We start from the raw sequence: 17280 nt of genomic DNA, 5'->3' as shown, positions 1-17280 counted from the left end.
GAGATATCCTATGGGGGTTATTCTCATGATACATGATAAAGCATTACAAATAGCAGTTATCGGCGGAGATTTGCGTCAGGCTCATCTTGCAAACAAACTTGCACAAGACGGATTTGCGGTTTCAGCACTCTGTTTGGAAAAAGACGTCTATTTGGGGGACGAAGTCCAACTTGGAGAAAACGCAAAAAAGGTTATAGGTACCAGCGACGTTATTATTTTGCCGCTGCCTGTAACAACAGATAAAGTCACGGTAAATGCGCCGTTTTCAGAACATAAGATATCGGTACGCGAAGTGTTGTCTTCTGCTAAAAAAGGCGCACTTATTCTTGGCGGAATGATTGATATTGATATGCAGACCAAGGGTGAGCAATTAGGGCTTACTTTAATTGACTATCTTGAAAGAGAAGAGCTTGCCGTTTTAAACGCAGTGCCTACTTCTGAAGGTGCTGTTGCGATAGCCATGAGGGAGCGTTCCAGCACAATTTTTGGCAGCACTTGCATGATTACCGGTTATGGTAGAATTTCTAAAGTGCTTGCCCGCATGCTGCTTGCCATGGGGGCAAGGGTAATTGTTGCAGCCAGAAAGCACAGTGACCTCGCTTGGGCAAAGATAAACGGATGTGTCGCGATACCCATTTCAAAAATTAAAGATTATACTAGTCAAGTTGATATTCTGTTTAACACAGTGCCTGCAATGATTCTTGATGAAGAGATTTTGTCAAGTTTAAGCCACGACTGTCTCGTTATAGATCTTGCCAGTAAACCGGGCGGCGTAGATTTCGAAATGGCAAAAAATCTTCAGATAAAAACAATCTGGGCCCTTTCTTTACCGGGTAAGGTTGCGCCCATTTCTGCCGGTGAAATGATAAAAGATACGGTATTAAACATTTTGGCAGAGAGGGGGATTACTATTGGACCAAATTAAAGTTGGCTTTGCTCTATGCGGCTCATTCTGTACCTTTTCAAACGTGTTACCACAAATACAGCGACTGATAGATGCAGATTATGATGTATATCCTATTATGAGTGAGTTTGCTTATTCCACCGATACACGCTTTGGTAAAGCAAAAGACTTTATTGATAAAATTGAGAACATGTGCGGTAAAAAAGTGATGAGCACTATAACCGAAGTAGAACCAATAGGACCGAAAGCAATGCTGGATGCATTGGTTATTGCGCCTTGTACAGGCAACACACTGGGCAAACTAGCTAATGGCGTTACAGATAGTTCGGTCACGATGGCATGTAAGGCTCATTTGCGTAATGCACGCCCCGTAGTTATTGCAATTTCAACAAACGACGGCTTAGGCGCCTCAGCGCGCAATGTCGGTCAACTGTTAAATGCGCGCAACATTTATTTTGTACCCTACGGTCAAGACGACTATTCGAAAAAGCCCACCTCATTGATTGCTGATTTTAACCTAATTGAGCATACTTTAGAGTTTGCATTAAAAAATGTTCAAGTACAGCCCCTGATAAAATAGTCTTCCTCCGGTAAATCCCCAAAAAACAATTGTTTTAGGGGTTAAAATATTATAACAAAAACCACCCATTATTTAAAATGGGTGGTTTTTGTTTTATATAAATGATTTATTACATTTAATTTCGTACAACATATAAAGAATTGATAAAACAGATACCATTTTTCACCGAAAAGCGGTATAATAAATAGATAACGATTATAATCAGGAGAACTATAGCGTGGATAAATACAAAAAACTCATTTCAAATACAATGATTTTTGCAATTGGTACCTTTAGCTCAAAGGTATTAGTCTTTCTTTTAATGCCCCTTTATACTCGTGTGCTGAATAACGCCGATTATGGCGTTGTTGATTTGATTATTCAAACGGGGAACCTGCTGATACCTATTGTTTCTGTAGGTATTATTAATGCGGTAGTGCGATTCGGGCTTGATGATTCGACCAGTAAAAGCGATGTGTTTTCAACTGGTTTCATAACCATTCTTTGTGGCTTTACGGCATTGGTCTTGTTTCAGCCTCTGCTTGCCAAAGTGCCGTATATGTCGCAGCATACTATTTTGATTTATTTGTTTGTGTTTATGGCATGTATGCGTTCGTTGTGTTCACAGTTTACCCGTGCAAAAGGATACGTACGGTTGTATGCGTTTGATGGTGTTCTCAGTACGATTACCACAATTATATTTAATATTTTATACTTGGTGGTTTTTCAATGGGGTATTGTCGGTTACGTAATGGCAATTTTTACAGCAGATTTTCTTTCTGTCATATTCTTGTTTACTTCCGCTAAACTCTATCGCTATATCCGTTTTAAAGGCATCAGCCGCTTAACGGTGTCATCAATGCTGCGTTACTGTATACCGCTTATACCCACTACCATGTTTTGGTGGATTATGAATGTATCCGACAGATATATTGTGTCGCATGTTCTTGGCAGTGAAGCAAATGGACTGTTTGCAGTATCGTACAAAGTGCCGACGATTGTAAATCTTATTTCAACCATCTTTATTGATGCTTGGCAGATATCTGCTTTTACCGAACAAACACAGCTGGCACGTGAACGCTTTTTTACAAAGGTGTTTCGTACTTATCAGTCACTTTTATTTACCGCAGGTTCTGGGTTGATTTTGTTCGCTAAATTAATCACTAAACTGCTTGTGTCCGATGCATTTTATGCTTCATGGGAGTATATCCCATTTCTCGTTATGGCAACAACTTTTTCGTGTATGGTTACCTTTCTCGGCACAGTTTATATGACAGAAAAAAAGAGCGTTTTTGCATTGGCAACTACCGCGATCGGTGCTGGTATCAATATATGTTTAAATCTTATCCTTATCCCGCGTTACGGTGTAAACGGTGGTGCATTTGCAACTTTTATAAGTTACTTTGTCGTGTTTCTTCTCCGTGCAGTGCATACACGCAAATACATTAAAATTCGTTGGAACGTATTTAAAATGCTCTTTAACACTTCTATGCTGATGATACAGAGTCTGATTTTGATTAATGAAATCCCTTATTGGATTTGGTATGAAATTGGTTTGACTGTGATTATGATAATTACCAATTTGGGTGCTATTCTGGTTGCTTTGCAGAAAATTGTAGGACAACATCTGAAACGTGCTCAATAACCACAATAAAAAACGAAAAACCGATTTGTTACAATCGGTTTTTCGTTTTTTATTATATATATTTTTTTACCACTTTATGCATCTCATCCCATTGCTGTTCCATATCAGCAACCAGTTTAAATTGTGTTCTCGCACGGTCAAGATTATGTCCTTCGCGATGAATTTTAAAGTAGGTATCACCTGCAATGTGGTCGGCTAAAAATCGCATACCGCATTCCAGTGTCATCAGCTTTGCACCCATGGGCAAGTTTTGAATTTCGTTGGCGGTAAGTACTTTTCCCGCTACCTCTAAATACCCCTTAGTATAAGCCTCAAACAGCGAGATATCAAAATTTACTTTGCTTAAATCAGGTTCATCTTCGGCTGCCGTAGTTGCCCCAAAACGAATAGAATCACCAAAATCGTAGAGAGAAAGCCCGGGCATAACCGTATCAAGGTCTATAATGCAAATACCTTCTCCGGTTGCATTATCTATCAGCACATTGTTTAGTTTGGTATCGTTATGAGTAACGCGCAGCGGCAGTTTGCCATCGGCTAATTGGTCTACCAACACGTGCGTATCTGCTTCGCGTGCTAACACAAATTCAATTTCATCACAAACGTCGTTTGCTCTGCCTGTAGCATTAGCTGCTAAAGCTTCTTTAAATTGCCGAACACGGTCGACCGTATTATGAAATAAAGGAATAGTTTCATGCAAGGTTGCAGCAGGGTAGTCTGCCAAAAGTAACTGAAATTTGCCGAATGCGCGTGCAGAATTATAAAAATCTGCTGCATTTTTTACCATCTGATAAGTGGTGGTATCCTCAATAAATATATACATACGCCAAAATCCGCCATCTTCATCCACATGGTAATATTCACCGTTTTTAGTCGCTATGAGATTGAGCGTTTCACGTATTGGGTCTCCGCCCGCTTTTACAATCTCTTTGCCAAGATAATGTGTAACACCGATTACATTTTCCATAACTGCTTTTGGGTCTTTAAAAACATGGGTGTTAATTCGCTGTAAAATGTATCGTTTCGAGGTACCGTCTGCCAGCTGATAATATGCGGCGAAAGTGTCATTAATATGCCCGCTGCCGTAGGGAAGTGCGCCGGCAAATTCTCCCTCGACAGAAAAACAATCTACCACACACCGTAAATGCTGTTCTGTAATTGGCTTCAAGTGAAATCCCCCCATAGCTTTTCGGGATAAATCCCGTTTTCTCTCATTTTTTTGATTGCATTTACTACTACTGGCTTATCTTCACGATAGGTAACTCCGTACCAACGGTCAGACGATTTTAGCACTTTAACCGTTGCTTTACCGCCCACAATTAAATTATCTACCATTGTAGGCAGAAAATACTCAGATTTCAAAGGGTTTTCCGCTATTGCTTTATCCAAAAAAGCAGGGAAGCCATCTTCAAGTGCATTCAGTATACTTGGTGAGAATCCCCACAAATTCATCGAAACGGTACTGCCTTCAGGGATCGTAACCCAATTTTTCCCGTCTTCGGTGTACTGTGCACCTTGCTCTCGTTTTTCAATATGTGTGCGTTCATGTATGGCCTCAAGATAACCTTGGGTATTTGTAACACATACGCCGCGTGCAACATGGCCGTAATCGGTTAAAGTGTTTTCTAAAGTGTAACCAACCATTGCATAGCGGTAGAGCTCATCATCTTTGCTGTTCAGCAAGAAATCATAAATCAGCTTAAAAGCATCCTTACCATAATAGTCGTCTGCATTAATAACTGCAAACGGTGCATCAATTAACTCTTTGCAGCATAAAATTGCATGTCCTGTGCCCCAAGGTTTTTCTCTGCCGTTAGGTACAGTGTAACCGTTTGGAAGGGCATCCACCTCTTGATAAGCGTAGCGAACGTCCATAACTTTAGAAATCCTGTTGCCAATAATTTTTTTAAAATCATCTTCAATTGATTTTTTAATGATAAATATTACTTTTTTAAAACCTGCATTTCGAGCATCAAAAAGTGAAAAATCAATGATAATTTCTCCGTTTGATCCTACAGGATCTATCTGTTTGAGGCCGCCATATCTGCTTCCCATTCCTGCAGCCATCACCACCAGTATAGGTTCTTTCATAAAGTACATCCCCATTTCTAGATACGAGTTTCGGATTTTTGCTACAAAAACGCATCAGCATGCATTAAGAATTTTTCGGTTGAAGAGTAGATTTGTTGTTATTTTTGTAGAGTAACAACATAAGCCTCGGTGTACAGCTGCACACCTGTCTATCTATTATTCTATCCCATACTCTTGTTTAATTAAATGTCCGATTGCTCATAATATTTGCACAAAAATACAACAAACATCAAAATCTTTTATCTTTAATGTGTAAAATAAAACGCAGCCTTTTTCTGTTTTGTCAGAATAAAGACTGCGTCATATGTATTATTTTTTCATTAAGACAGGGTAGCTTTTTGGGCTTTCTGCCCGTATTTTTACCGATGAGGCGTACTCAGTTGGAGTCATGCCGGTAACCTTTTTAAAGTGACGTGAAAAGTAGTGGATAGAGCTGTAGCCGAGATCATTTGCAATACCGGTAAAGTTACGAGTGCCTTCTCTTATAGCCTGCTTAGCGGCAGATATTTTCATTTTACCAAAATAGTCCATTACTCCGCCGCCGGTTTTTTCACGAAAGATTTTTTGTAAATAACTTCTGCCTAACAAGTTGTCGCGGCAAACATCATCAAGAGTAATTTGTTTATCAATATTTTCTTCCAAATAATATTGCACGCGTGCAAAAACATCTTGTCCTTCTCTTTCACGTATAGATGAAGTTATTTTGATATTTGTTTGAGGTACATCGTTTTTGCGAACCAATTGCAGTAGCATAAGTTCTAAACTCAGCTTAATAACTTGCTCTGAGGCAAACTGTCCTTTTTCGCTTTTTTCCAATGCGCGTAGATTAGGGTCATTTAATGGAGAAGAGAATGTCTGATTTGCCTCTTCAACAATTTTTGCTAAAAGGTCACGTTCTGAGTCGCTGACACGTAAAATCTTATCCTCGAAATACTTCATGGCGGGGGAATCGCATTTAAATGCTACCACTACTAGGTTTGGCGCTATCACACCATTTGCCCACAAATTGTGAAACTCCATTGGTTTATGAAAAATAATGTCGCCCTTTCTTAGCAGATAACAGCTTTCGCCTGCAGTTACTTCAACCTCGCCTTTGTCTACATACATAAACTCCCAAAAATTATGAACTTCGCCGGTGAAAAAGTAGTCGCTGGTATATTCAAAATAATGTACGGTTACCAGATAATCAATATTGATTTCTTTATTTAAAAATGTACTGACATAACCCATTATTACACCGCCTTATGTTATTTTGCACAATTCTCCATGTGAAATACAAAGTTTATGAAAGAAGTACAATAAAGTTATGCTAATACTATTATTTTATACTAAAATTAATTTGAATGCAATTATTTTTACATAATTATTTGATTACATACGAAGTATATTGTGCAAAATTAATACAAAAAATGATAAATCATTATTTGGCAAGAAAAGATAGAATAAGAATGTAGAGTAACAGCAAACAATAGAAAAAGAATTATGTGTGGCAAATAGTTTAAATTTGTACTTTAAGGCGGAGGCCTTAGCATAATGAAGAAATACTAGGAGGATTTATGAAATGAAAAAAAGATTTATGTCATTCATGTGTCTGGTTCTGGTTGCAGCAATGCTGTTTTCAGGCTGTGCGGGAAAATCCACATCTTCCAATGGCAATGCAACGTCACCTGCCGGTGAAAAAGTAAAACTAGTTTATTGGTCAATGTGGAACGAAACCGAGCCTCAAGGGCAGACCCTCTCCGAAGCTATCAAAGCGTATTCCAACAAAACAGGTGTAGAAGTTGAAGTTAACTGGAATGGCCGCGACATCCGTAAAACCCTTCAGCCTGCATTGGATGGAGGTACAGCCATCGATTTGTTTGACGAAGACGTTGAACGTGTAAATGATGTTTGGGGCAATTACCTGCTTGATGTTGAAGAAATGGCTGCAAAATCCTACGAAGCAACAGGCGGCAAACCATTTACAGACGTTGTAAGCAAAACACTTGTTGACCTTGCACGTTCGTTAGGTCCTAACGGAAAACTTTCTACAATTCCTTACCAACCGTCTACCTTTATTGTAATGTACAATAAAGATATCTTTGCGGAGGCTGGTATCACTTCTGTACCCAAGAATTGGACAGAATTTTTGGATGCATGTGAAAAGATTAAAAAGACCGGTAAAACCGCTATCACTGTTGATGATGCATACATGGCTGCACTGATGGGCTACCATATGGATCGTCTGATTGGTTTAGATGAAACCTTAAAGATTGTCGAGAAAAATGACTTCAGCAATCCTGCTGTTCTTGAATTTGGTAAACAGTGGCAGGAAATGGCTCAAAAAGGCTATATATCTAAAAATGCCGCTGCAAATATCTATCCTGCAGGTCAGCAAGAAATTGCAAACGGCTCTGTTGCTATGTATCTAAACGGTACTTGGCTGCCGAATGAAATTAAAGATTCTGCACCTGCAGACTTTAAATGGGGCTCTTTTGCATATCCTGCAGTTGCCGAAGCCGGTGACGGCCCTGAAGCGAACAACTTTGGTGCTCAATGCTTTGGCATTAATAAAAACTCAAAACACCCACAAGAAGCGTTTGATCTGATTGTTTGGCTGACTACAGGTGAGTGGGATGCCAAATTGGCAGAGAATTCTGTTGGCGTACCAATGGGTAACGAATCTAAATGGCCCGATCAGCTTGCAGATGCGAAAGCAGTTTTGGATAGCACTACCAAACGTATGCCTTGGGCTGTCGGTATGGAAAACAATCCCGACATTAACGCCAAAATCAAAACGAACTTTGCGCTTTTAATCAACGGAAAACTGGATGCTCAGGGCTTTGCAGAAGCTATGAAAAAATAACTATTGTATTTAGCATTGATTTATGCACATAGAAAGCGGCGGCACCGTTTTTACGCTGCCGCCGCTTTCTAATAAGTAAGGAATCTAGGGGGGTTCTTATGAAAAAGAACAAGACGATGATAGTTGCTTTTCTCACCCCGGCAGTGCTTACCTATGCTTTGGTATTCCTGTATCCTACCATTCGAACGCTCATTATGAGTTTTTTCAAGGTAGAGGGTGTAACAGATTCAGTTACAACATGGAGTTTTAACGGGTTAGGAAATTTTAAGACACTTCTAAACACCCCACTGTTTTTAAATTCAATGGGGAACATCGCAAGAATATGGCTGGTAGGCGGTATTTCCGTCATGCTTCTTGCATTGCTTTTTGCAGTCATTCTCACAAGTGGTATCCGTGGTAAAAGCTTTTTCCGTTCGGCAATCTATCTGCCCAATGTTGTTTCTGCGGTAGCAATGGGAACAATGTGGATTAACTATGTATATAATCCTGACTTTGGTCTTTTCCACGAAGTATTTTCTTTTTTGGGTATGGAAAAAACGGCTGCAACTTTGTGGACCGGGCCTGAAATGCTGTTTTGGAGCATGCTTATTGCATATTGCTTTGGCATGGTCGGGTATCATATGCTCATTTTTATGAGCGGTATCGAGCGAATCCCTGTAGATTTCTATGAGGCAGCAACAATTGAGGGAGCAAATGTATTCAAACGCTTTTTCAAAATAACACTTCCGCTGCTCAAAGGTGTTATTCGTACCAATATAGTGCTTTGGACAGTAAGCACGGTTGCTTTCTTTGTATGGAGTCAATTATTCTCGCCTGTTAACCTAAGTGTAAGCACCGTTACACCAATGTCTTACATGTATGAGTTGGTGTTCGGTTCTAGCTCTGCAGCTATCACCAAACGTGACTCGGGTGCGGGTGCTGCAATTGGTGTTATTATGGTTCTAATTGTAGTAGCAGTGTTTTTTGCAACCCAGCGTATCGTCAAAAATGATGATGTTGAACTGTAGAAAGGGGGATAAAACTATGGCTAAAAATAAAAATAAAATCAAGCAGCCGTTCAATTGGAAAAAAGAACTGCAGCTTGCACCTGGGTATTTGATAGTTTCTTTGTGGGTGCTGTTCACATTTGTACTTATCGGTTGGATTGTCCTCGCATCCTTTTCAACAACGCGTGAAATTTTTGACGGTAATTTATTTAAGTTTGCAACCGGTTTTCATCCCGAAAACTATTTAAAAGCTTGGAAAACGCATAAAGTCTCCAATTATTTTACAAACTCTTTGCTTTATACATTGGTTTCTTGCACCTTGGTGATTATAATTTCGGCACCTGCGGCATATGTGCTTAGCCGTTTTCGGTTTAAGTTAAATGGGTTGTTGCAAAATATGTTCGCAACTGCACTAGGTATCCCATCCATTATGATCATTATGCCTCTGTTTGCTTTGGTAACTGCTATGCAACTTACCAATTCTAGGGTTCTTTTAATTTTCCTATATGTTTCCATTAATGTGCCATTTACAATATTCTTCTTAACTACCTTTTTCCGAAATCTATCGGTCTCATTTGAAGAAGCTGCTGCAATTGACGGGTGCAGCCCGATGAAAACATTCTGGAAAATTATGTTGCCTCTTGCTCAACCTGGCATCATTACCGTTACTATCTTTAACTTTATTACGATTTGGAATGAGTATTTTATTTCACTTATTTTTGCAAATTCACCTCAGACACGTCCCGTCGCGGTTGGTTTGTATTCTATGATTCAATCAATGCGCTACACAGGGGATTGGGGTGGTATGTTTGCTGCCGTTGTTATTGTATTTCTTCCCACATTTATTTTATACATCTTCTTGTCCGAAAAAATTATTGCAGGTGTTACAGGCGGCGCTATTAAAGGTTAATGTCTATCTAAGTATGATAGCAATAACAAACTCAATTTAGTGCCTGCTTAACTAAATATTGCACAGGGAGAGTCCGTGCCATGCCGGTACGGGCTCTTTTAAAAAACAAATGATGGAGGAATCAGCCTTGAAAATTTATCAAACCGTTATGCGTATACCGGCGGCAAAATTGAAAGAAGAAAATCCACTGCCATATTTTCGCCACAGGAACCACAATAAACAGCTATTGAATGCAGGGCTTCTCGAAAGTGAATTAACTGGATTTGGCTATGAAACCGGTTTTCGTGTTCTGCCTTATAAAATGCAAGATCATTACAAAAGAGATTTGAACGAAACGGATTTAAATGTCATTATTCTAGAAAATAACTGCCTTAAAGCAACTTTTCTACCCGATTTTGGTGGGCGCCTATGGTCGCTTTACGATAAAGTTGAGGAACGGGAACTGATGTTTCGCAATCCTGTCTTTCGCATTGCAAATTTAAGTATTCGTAATGCATGGTTTTCTGGAGGTATTGAGTGGAATTTGGGGCAATACGGTCATACTTGTCTTACATGTGAGCCTGTTTATTTTGCCCGCTGTACCGATGATGAAGGCAATGAATTTTTGCGAATGTATGAATTTGAACGCCAAAAATGTCTGTTTTTACAGATTGATTTTCATTTACCTGAAAACACCAATTATCTTTCTGCGCATGTTAGCATTCAAAACAGCAAACAAGAGCCTGTTCCGCTATATTGGTGGACAAACATCGCCGTTGAAGAAAACCGTGATGTCCGTATTTTCTCAGGCAGTAAAGAAGTTATCTACATCAAGCCAGAAACACAGCTGTCTCAAGATTCTGTTCATGGTTTTGGTCATGGAGAAATGCCGTTTCTTGAAACATTAAACGGTCTTGATGCAAGTTACCCCAAGAATTTACCTTATTCCAATGAGTATTTCTTTCAAAACCCGGCACAGCTAAACTATACTTGGGAGGCAGCTGCTTACAATGACGGTACTGCATTTTGGGAGCGTTCTACAGAACGTTTGCGTTACCGTAAGATGTTCTGCTGGGGTAATCACCGCGGCGGTAATCACTGGAAGCAATTTCTGTCTGATGAAGTCGGCGGAGATTATCTCGAAATTCAAAGCGGTCTTTCACCTACACAAGTACATGGTGAAGATATTGCTGCAGGTGAACGATGCAGTTTTACACAGGTATTTGGCGGCTTACAAGTAGATACTAAACTTGCTAATGACGAGTGGAACAAGTCATGCGATTACATCTACAGCTGTGTTGAACAGTCTTTGTCTGCCGATAAGCTACTAGATTTAGATAAAAAATATGATAAGCTGATTTCTATAGTACCGGATGAGCTATTACATTATGGCAGAGGCTGGGGAGCGTTGGAAGCGAAAAGAGCCCCTGCTATAATCCCTAAAGGAATGCTGTTCCCAGAGTGCACTCTCGGCGATGAACAGCAGCCCTGGTTATCGCTGCTGGAGCAGGGTAAGATTGAGCCGCTTGAAGCAGACGAACTGCCTGTATCTTGGATTACAGATGTTTGCTGGCTAGATTTACTTAAAGCTTCACTGCAAAACCCTAAAAATCAGAATGCTACAATGTATCTCTATCTTGGCGTAATGCTTTATGAAAATGATATGTCTGAGCAGGGGATTGAAGCATTTTTGCGTTCGATTGAATTACGTCCTACTGCGCTTGCATATCGCTGCCTAGCTCAGGCAATGTTGCAGCAAAATCAACTGGAGAAGGCTTGTGATTATATTGCTAAAGCCATTGAGTTAGGAGGAGCGACTCAACATCGTGCTTTTGCCGAGGAGTATCTTTCTATCTTCAACACAGCGGGCAAGTATGAACAAGCATGGAAATTCTACAATGATTTGCCGGGTGCATTAAAAACCGAAGAACGTATGCGCATTTACGCTGCCGAAACAGCTTTTGCTTTGCAGCAATGGAGCTTTTTGGAGGCGCAGTTTGCCGATACTTTTGCAATTGTGCGCGAGGGTGAAAGTATGTTAATTGATCTATGGTATCAGCGTCAGGCGGTTATTTTGGCAGAACAGCGCGGTATCGCTGATTATAAGTCTCTTATCGATGAGGTAAAACAAACACTGGAACCTCCTTATAATCTCGATTTTCAAGCCACTCCGCCTAAAAAAATATAAATAAAAAACGGTCTTTCACAATATTGTGAAAGACCGTTTTTTGTTAAATAATTTATCTTCAAAATATAAACTATACATGTCGATTTTTCAATGCACGCATAGCAACAAACTTCCAAAGAAGAACTACTACAATAACAGTAATGATCATTTCAGGTATCATATAGCTGCCGTTATAGCTAATGGAATATAGCCAAACAGGCTGACCCTCGGGCGCATATACATGCCAAATTAAAATGCCTGAGATGATATGGCATATATAACGCAACAAAGTAACAGAAAATGCCCCTACACCTGCTCCCACAAGCTGGTTGCGAAAAGGCTTTGCAAAAAACGGAGCCAGTCCTAAAACAGTGTATGCAATTACATAGTCCAGTAAAACAACCATTGTAAACCAGAAGAATGTTTCTGTGGGCGGAGGATTAATTCCGCCAAGTAACATCTGTACAAGGCTACCTACAAACGACGTAAGCAAGCCCCATTTTACACCATGTCGCAGCGCAATAAATACAATGGGCACCATGCTTGCAAGGGTTACAGTACCGCCTTGGGGAAATTTAATAAACGGAATCATCTGCAATACGGCAGACATTGCTACCATAACGGCACATTCCGCCATAATGCGGGTCTTTTTAGTTTGAGTCATAAGTCCTAATCCTCCTGTGTCAAATAACACTTTAATTTAAAAAGAACACAGGAAAAAACACCATCTAGCGTAATGCCAAATGGTGTTAGCAATTAATATTTTAATCACTACCTACGCCAGCATTATCTGGATCAGGTTCAAGGGTTGAAACACAACAGCGTTACTCTCAGCCGATTTTTCATCAGCACCCCTGTATTCTTTTCGTTTCTAGTATACACGGCGGTTGTTGCGGTGTCAAGCGTTGTTTTGGCAACCGTAGTCACAAAGGTCGCGTACACAGCATATTTTGCATTGTGGATTACGGGCTTTGCATACAGCTCTGCCGTGTAATACAGTGCGGTGGCAAAAGTCATTGCTTTCTTCGGGCGGCAGTAATTCACGCAGCTGCATTTCACATTTATAAGGGTCTTTACCCACAGTTAAACCCATCAAATTAGTCAAACGGATGCAATGGGTATCGCATACTACAGCAGGCTTGCCAAATACGTCACCCAGTACAAGGTTGGCGGTTTTTCTTCCAATTCCGGGCAGCTTCAACAAGTCCTCCATATTATCCGGTACCACACCACCAAAATCTTCAACCAACATTTTTCCGGTTGCAATCAAATCTCTTGCTTTGGTTTTATACAATCCGCAAGACTTGATGATTTCCTCTACATCCGCTACTTCGGCATTTGCAAACGCTTGTGCATCCGGATATTTTTCAAATAGGGTAGGTGTAACAAGGTTTACCCGTGCATCGGTGCATTGGGCTGCCAAGCGTGTAGATATCAACAGCTGCAATGCATCAACATAATCTAGCGAACAAACTGCATCGGGGTATTCTTGTTTAAAACGTTCAATAATTTGTAGTGTCCTGTTTTGTAATGGTGTCATTGCATAACCTCCTGTGTAAAGCGACATAACTTTACATATAATCAATAAAAATCAGTAATATGCTCATTAATCCCTGTCATACTAGCTTTAATGGTTCTTGCTATCGTGAAAATCAACTAAGACCTTTAAAACTATTCTGCATTCAATGTAAAGCTAATTTACTTTACATTGAAGAAACCGATAGTTCATACTAGATTATCTCAATATTTTGTAATTTATAAATGATTATCAAGTATTGTTAAATTATACTGCAAAAGTAGTCTTTTTGCAAGTGCTTGCAATCTTGCTTTAAAGTGATAAAACTTTTTTATATTAAAGTGTTGACAAATTATTTTTTTCGGGTTATAGTATTTGCAATATCATATTTCAAAAGCGTGGATGGGGAACAAAATGCAATGTTTCAGTTTCAGAGAGTCGTTGGTTGGTGTAAAACGATACGAAAATTGTATATAACTCGCCCCTGAGCTGTCACCCGAATTTAAGTAGGCGTGAACGGTAAATCTCATCGTTAACAGAGATAGCATTTCCAATGAGCAAGCAACAGCTTGTGTTGCAGATGTGAACAAAGCGGATGCATATGCATCAACGAGAGTGGTACCGCGGAATTTTTAACTTCCGTCTCTTTTTTTAAGAAAGAGACGGAGGTTTTTTATTTTTAATGTAAATTTTGAAAGGAGCTTTTATGATATGAAAAACGTTGAAAAGTACAGCCGTGCTTATTTTGTGCCTCCCCAAACTTCAGTGAGATGGATTGAGAAAGATTATATCGATAAAGCACCAACTTGGTGCAGCGTAGACTTGCGCGATGGCAATCAGTCGCTGATTGTACCGATGAGCCTTGAAGAAAAACTGGAGTTTTTTCAATTTTTGGTTAATAAAGTTGGATTTAAAGAAGTGGAAATTGGTTTTCCGGCTGCATCCGATACAGAATATGAGTTTTGCCGCGCACTCATCGAGCAAGACTTAATTCCGGATGACGTTACGATTCAAGTGCTTACCCAGTCACGTCCGCATATCATAGAAAAAACCTTTGCCGCATTAAAAGGTGCAAAAAATGCAATTGTGCATTTGTACAATTCTACTTCGGTTGCACAGCGCGAACAGGTCTTCAAAAAATCCAAAAAAGAAATCATCGATATAGCGGTAAGCGGTGCAAAAATGCTGCAAGAATACTCTGAAAAAGCCCCAAACCCATATTTTTTTGAGTACTCGCCCGAAAGCTTTACCGGTACAGAGACAGAGTTCGCTCTCGAAATTTGCAATGCGGTTTTGGATGTTTGGAAACCCACAAAAGAGAAAAAAGTTATTATCAATCTGCCTGTTACCGTATCTCATTCTATGCCTCATGTCTACGCAAATCAAGTGGAATATATGTGCAACCATTTGAGCTATCGCGATAATATCATCGTCTCATTGCATCCTCATAATGACAGAGGCTGTGCGGTTGCAGATGCTGAAATGGGGTTGATTGCAGGTGCAGATAGGGTTGAAGGCACCTTGTTCGGCAATGGAGAACGTACCGGGAACGTTGATATCGTCACTCTTGCACTGAATATGTATTCACAGGGTGTCGACCCGCAGTTGAATTTCGAGAATCTTCCTGAAGTCATCGAACTGTATGAAAAAGTAACGGGAATGAAAGTTTACGACCGTCAGCCATATTCAGGTGCATTGGTGTTCGCAGCGTTTTCAGGCTCACATCAAGACGCAATTGCAAAAGGGATGCAGTGGCATGAGGAAAAGGGTTGCAAAACATGGACAGTTCCTTATCTGCCAATCGACCCCAAGGATGTCGGCAGAGAATACGAAACCGATGTTATTCGTATCAACAGCCAGTCCGGCAAAGGCGGTATCGGTTATATTCTTGAACAGAAATACGGCTACCGGCTGCCTGCAAAAATGCGAGAAGATTTTGGTTACACTGTTAAGGGTATCTCCGACCATCAGCATAAAGAGCTCAGCCCGCATGAAGTGCATCAAATCTTTAAAGAGCAGTATCTCAACTTCTTTACTCCTATTGACGTTACAGAAGTCCATTTTATACAAAAAAACGGTATCTATGCTGTTGTAACTGCTAAAGTGGGCGATGAGGTCAAAGAATTTACCAGCAACGGTAACGGACGTTTGGACGCTGTTGCAAACGCTTTGAAAAACAACCTTAATATGGATTTTTCGCTGCTTACCTACGAAGAACATGCACTTGAGCGCGGCACAAACTCCCGCGCGGTTGCATACGTAAGCGTCAGCTGCGGTAAAAAAGTTAGTTGGGGCGCAGGCGTTCACGATGATATTATGACTGCATCGGTTAATGCATTGGTCAGTGCAATCAATCGTGCAGGTCTGTGTCTTGTTGATAAAACATCATAAGAAAGAGTTGATATAAATGGGAATGACAATGAGTCAAAAAATATTGGCAGATAAGGCAGGTCTTTCTCAGGTAGCTGCGGGCGAGCTGATTTATGCCGACGTTGATATGGTGCTCGGTAACGATATTACAACACCTGTAGCAATTCGCGAGTATGAAGCTTACCATTGCGGTGAAGTTTTTAATAAAGATAAAATTTCGATTGTACTCGACCATTTTACCCCGAGTAAAGATATCAAAGCGGCGGAACTTTGCGCTACGTGCCGTGATTTTGCAAACAAAAATAATATCGAGCATTTTTATGATGTAGGGACAATGGGCATTGAACATGCTTTATTGCCCGAGCAGGGGATTGTGGCAGCAGGTGAATTGATTGTAGGTGCCGACAGCCATACCTGTACCTATGGTGCTTTGGGCGCGTTTTCTACGGGTTTTGGTTCTACCGATATGGCTGCAGCTATGGCAACCGGAAAATGCTGGTTTAAAGTGCCCGCCGCTATCAAATTTGAACTGACAGGAAAGCCTAGAGAATGGGTAAGCGGCAAGGATATTATTCTTTATATCATCGGTAAAATTGGTGTAGACGGTGCGCTTTATAAATCGATGGAATTTACCGGTGAGGGTATTCGGTATCTTTCTATGGATGACCGTTTTACCATTGCGAATATGGCGATTGAAGCAGGTGCAAAAAACGGTATTTTTCCGGTAGATGAAAGTACTCAAGCTTATATGAAAGATAGGGTAAAGCGTCCGTATAGAGTTTACTCTGCAGATTTGGATGCAATATACGATAAAACGTATACAATCGATCTCTCCGCTATTGAGCCAACGGTTGCATTTCCGCATTTACCCGAGAATGCCCGCCCTGCGAAAGATGCCACCGATATAAAAATTGATCAGGTAATCATTGGTTCGTGTACCAACGGCAGGTTCAGTGATCTTGCAATCGCTGCGGCTATTCTTAAAAACCGTCGTGTTGCCAAAAATGTGCGCACAATTATAATCCCTGCCACACAGCAGATATATCTTGATGCAATGAAAGCCGGATATCTCGAAACCTTTATTAAAGCTGGATGTGCAGTATCAACGCCAACCTGCGGCCCTTGTCTCGGTGGACATATGGGTATCATGGCGGCAGGCGAACGAACAGTTGCCACGACGAACCGCAATTTTATAGGGCGCATGGGGCACGTTGCTTCCGAAGTGTATTTGGCATCTCCTGCCGTTGCTGCTGCGTCCGCAGTGCGCGGCAGCATCTGTACACCCGATTTGTTGTAAAAAGGAGGGAAGCA

14 protein-coding genes, 1 riboswitch and 1 other annotated feature are annotated in these 17280 nt (G+C 40.5%); of the genes, 9 read left to right on the top strand and 5 right to left on the bottom strand.

Features of this window, described 5'->3' with window-relative positions; all coding sequences use genetic code 11:
* Positions 1–25: 25 nt before the first annotated feature.
* The 3 genes from dpsA to EDD70_RS07170 all read left to right on the top strand — a co-directional run bounded on the left by dpsA (position 26) and on the right by EDD70_RS07170 (position 3108).
* Positions 26–925, top strand: coding sequence for a dipicolinate synthase subunit DpsA (gene dpsA / locus EDD70_RS07180; RefSeq protein ID WP_162840779.1), 900 nt, complete (start codon positions 26–28; stop codon positions 923–925).
* Positions 912–1484 (top strand): dipicolinate synthase subunit B, encoded by a 573-nt coding sequence (locus EDD70_RS07175; protein WP_092751544.1) that lies wholly within the window; start codon positions 912–914, stop codon positions 1482–1484. The genes dpsA and EDD70_RS07175 overlap by 14 nt, the downstream gene beginning before the upstream one ends.
* Before the next feature lie 217 nt (positions 1485–1701).
* Positions 1702–3108 carry a lipopolysaccharide biosynthesis protein gene (locus tag EDD70_RS07170; RefSeq protein ID WP_092751546.1) on the top strand — a complete coding sequence of 469 codons (1407 nt, stop codon included), beginning with the start codon at positions 1702–1704 and terminating at the stop codon, positions 3106–3108.
* Between the two features lie 52 nt (positions 3109–3160).
* On the opposite strand, the gene EDD70_RS07165 is transcribed toward EDD70_RS07170, so the two are convergent.
* From EDD70_RS07165 to EDD70_RS07155, 3 genes are all read right to left on the bottom strand, one after another.
* Positions 3161–4273 carry a phosphotransferase enzyme family protein gene (locus EDD70_RS07165; protein ID WP_341465108.1) on the bottom strand — a complete coding sequence of 371 codons (1113 nt, stop codon included), beginning with the start codon at positions 4271–4273 and terminating at the stop codon, positions 3161–3163.
* Positions 4270–5196: a nucleotidyltransferase family protein gene (locus EDD70_RS07160; RefSeq protein ID WP_092751550.1), complete on the bottom strand. Its 927-nt coding sequence runs from the start codon at positions 5194–5196 to the stop codon at positions 4270–4272. The genes EDD70_RS07165 and EDD70_RS07160 overlap by 4 nt, the downstream gene beginning before the upstream one ends.
* Positions 5197–5505: 309 nt before the next feature.
* Positions 5506–6426, bottom strand: coding sequence for a helix-turn-helix domain-containing protein (locus tag EDD70_RS07155; RefSeq protein ID WP_092751552.1), 921 nt, complete (start codon positions 6424–6426; stop codon positions 5506–5508).
* 331 nt (positions 6427–6757) lie between these two features.
* Between EDD70_RS07155 and EDD70_RS07150 the strand changes: the two genes are divergently transcribed.
* The 4 genes from EDD70_RS07150 (at position 6758) to EDD70_RS07135 (ending at position 12104) form a co-directional block, all read left to right on the top strand.
* A complete protein-coding gene (locus tag EDD70_RS07150) occupies positions 6758–8041 on the top strand; it encodes an ABC transporter substrate-binding protein (protein WP_242943069.1) in 1284 nt (427 codons plus the stop codon).
* 98 nt (positions 8042–8139) lie between these two features.
* Positions 8140–9048, top strand: a complete 909-nt coding sequence (locus EDD70_RS07145) for a carbohydrate ABC transporter permease (RefSeq protein WP_092751554.1) — start codon at positions 8140–8142, stop codon at positions 9046–9048.
* Between the two features lie 16 nt (positions 9049–9064).
* Positions 9065–9937 (top strand): carbohydrate ABC transporter permease, encoded by an 873-nt coding sequence (locus EDD70_RS07140; protein ID WP_092751556.1) that lies wholly within the window; start codon positions 9065–9067, stop codon positions 9935–9937.
* A 127-nt stretch (positions 9938–10064) separates the two neighbouring features.
* Positions 10065–12104, top strand: a complete 2040-nt coding sequence (locus EDD70_RS07135) for a DUF5107 domain-containing protein (RefSeq protein ID WP_162840780.1) — start codon at positions 10065–10067, stop codon at positions 12102–12104.
* Positions 12105–12174: 70 nt separating this feature from the next.
* On the opposite strand, the gene thiT is transcribed toward EDD70_RS07135, so the two are convergent.
* Together thiT and nth are read right to left on the bottom strand one after the other, a co-directional pair.
* A complete protein-coding gene (thiT, locus tag EDD70_RS07130) occupies positions 12175–12747 on the bottom strand; it encodes an energy-coupled thiamine transporter ThiT (protein ID WP_092751560.1) in 573 nt (190 codons plus the stop codon).
* Between the two features lie 91 nt (positions 12748–12838).
* Positions 12839–12949, bottom strand: a riboswitch (TPP riboswitch).
* A 32-nt stretch (positions 12950–12981) separates the two neighbouring features.
* Positions 12982–13623, bottom strand: a complete 642-nt coding sequence (gene nth, locus EDD70_RS07125; protein ID WP_092751562.1) for an endonuclease III — start codon at positions 13621–13623, stop codon at positions 12982–12984.
* A 366-nt stretch (positions 13624–13989) separates the two neighbouring features.
* Positions 13990–14249: a binding site (T-box leader), on the top strand.
* Positions 14250–14310: 61 nt separating this feature from the next.
* Between nth and EDD70_RS07120 the strand changes: the two genes are divergently transcribed.
* Positions 14311–15990 carry a 2-isopropylmalate synthase gene (locus EDD70_RS07120; protein ID WP_092751564.1) on the top strand — a complete coding sequence of 560 codons (1680 nt, stop codon included), beginning with the start codon at positions 14311–14313 and terminating at the stop codon, positions 15988–15990.
* Between the two features lie 16 nt (positions 15991–16006).
* Complete coding sequence (gene leuC / locus EDD70_RS07115; RefSeq protein ID WP_092751566.1) at positions 16007–17266, top strand: 3-isopropylmalate dehydratase large subunit; 1260 nt, start codon at positions 16007–16009, stop codon at positions 17264–17266.
* Positions 17267–17280 lie beyond the last annotated feature (14 nt).

Origin of the sequence: Hydrogenoanaerobacterium saccharovorans (assembly GCF_003814745.1) — a bacterium.
GTDB classification, from domain to species: domain Bacteria; phylum Bacillota; class Clostridia; order Oscillospirales; family Ruminococcaceae; genus Hydrogenoanaerobacterium; species Hydrogenoanaerobacterium saccharovorans.
This window is presented reverse-complemented; position numbering and strand designations above follow the sequence as displayed.

What these genes read in the sequence shown, in the direction of transcription:
- dpsA (WP_162840779.1), top strand. Translation starts at nt 26, where the DNA reads ATGATACATGATAAAGCATTACAAATAGCAGTTATCGGCGGAGATTTG.
- EDD70_RS07160 (WP_092751550.1), bottom strand. Translation starts at nt 5,196, where the DNA reads ATGAAAGAACCTATACTGGTGGTGATGGCTGCAGGAATGGGAAGCAGA.
- EDD70_RS07155 (WP_092751552.1), bottom strand. Translation starts at nt 6,426, where the DNA reads ATGGGTTATGTCAGTACATTTTTAAATAAAGAAATCAATATTGATTAT.
- EDD70_RS07150 (WP_242943069.1), top strand. Translation starts at nt 6,758, where the DNA reads ATGAAAAAAAGATTTATGTCATTCATGTGTCTGGTTCTGGTTGCAGCA.
- EDD70_RS07145 (WP_092751554.1), top strand. Translation starts at nt 8,140, where the DNA reads ATGAAAAAGAACAAGACGATGATAGTTGCTTTTCTCACCCCGGCAGTG.
- EDD70_RS07140 (WP_092751556.1), top strand. Translation starts at nt 9,065, where the DNA reads ATGGCTAAAAATAAAAATAAAATCAAGCAGCCGTTCAATTGGAAAAAA.
- thiT (WP_092751560.1), bottom strand. Translation starts at nt 12,747, where the DNA reads ATGACTCAAACTAAAAAGACCCGCATTATGGCGGAATGTGCCGTTATG.
- nth (WP_092751562.1), bottom strand. Translation starts at nt 13,623, where the DNA reads ATGACACCATTACAAAACAGGACACTACAAATTATTGAACGTTTTAAA.
- EDD70_RS07120 (WP_092751564.1), top strand. Translation starts at nt 14,311, where the DNA reads ATGAAAAACGTTGAAAAGTACAGCCGTGCTTATTTTGTGCCTCCCCAA.
- leuC (WP_092751566.1), top strand. Translation starts at nt 16,007, where the DNA reads ATGGGAATGACAATGAGTCAAAAAATATTGGCAGATAAGGCAGGTCTT.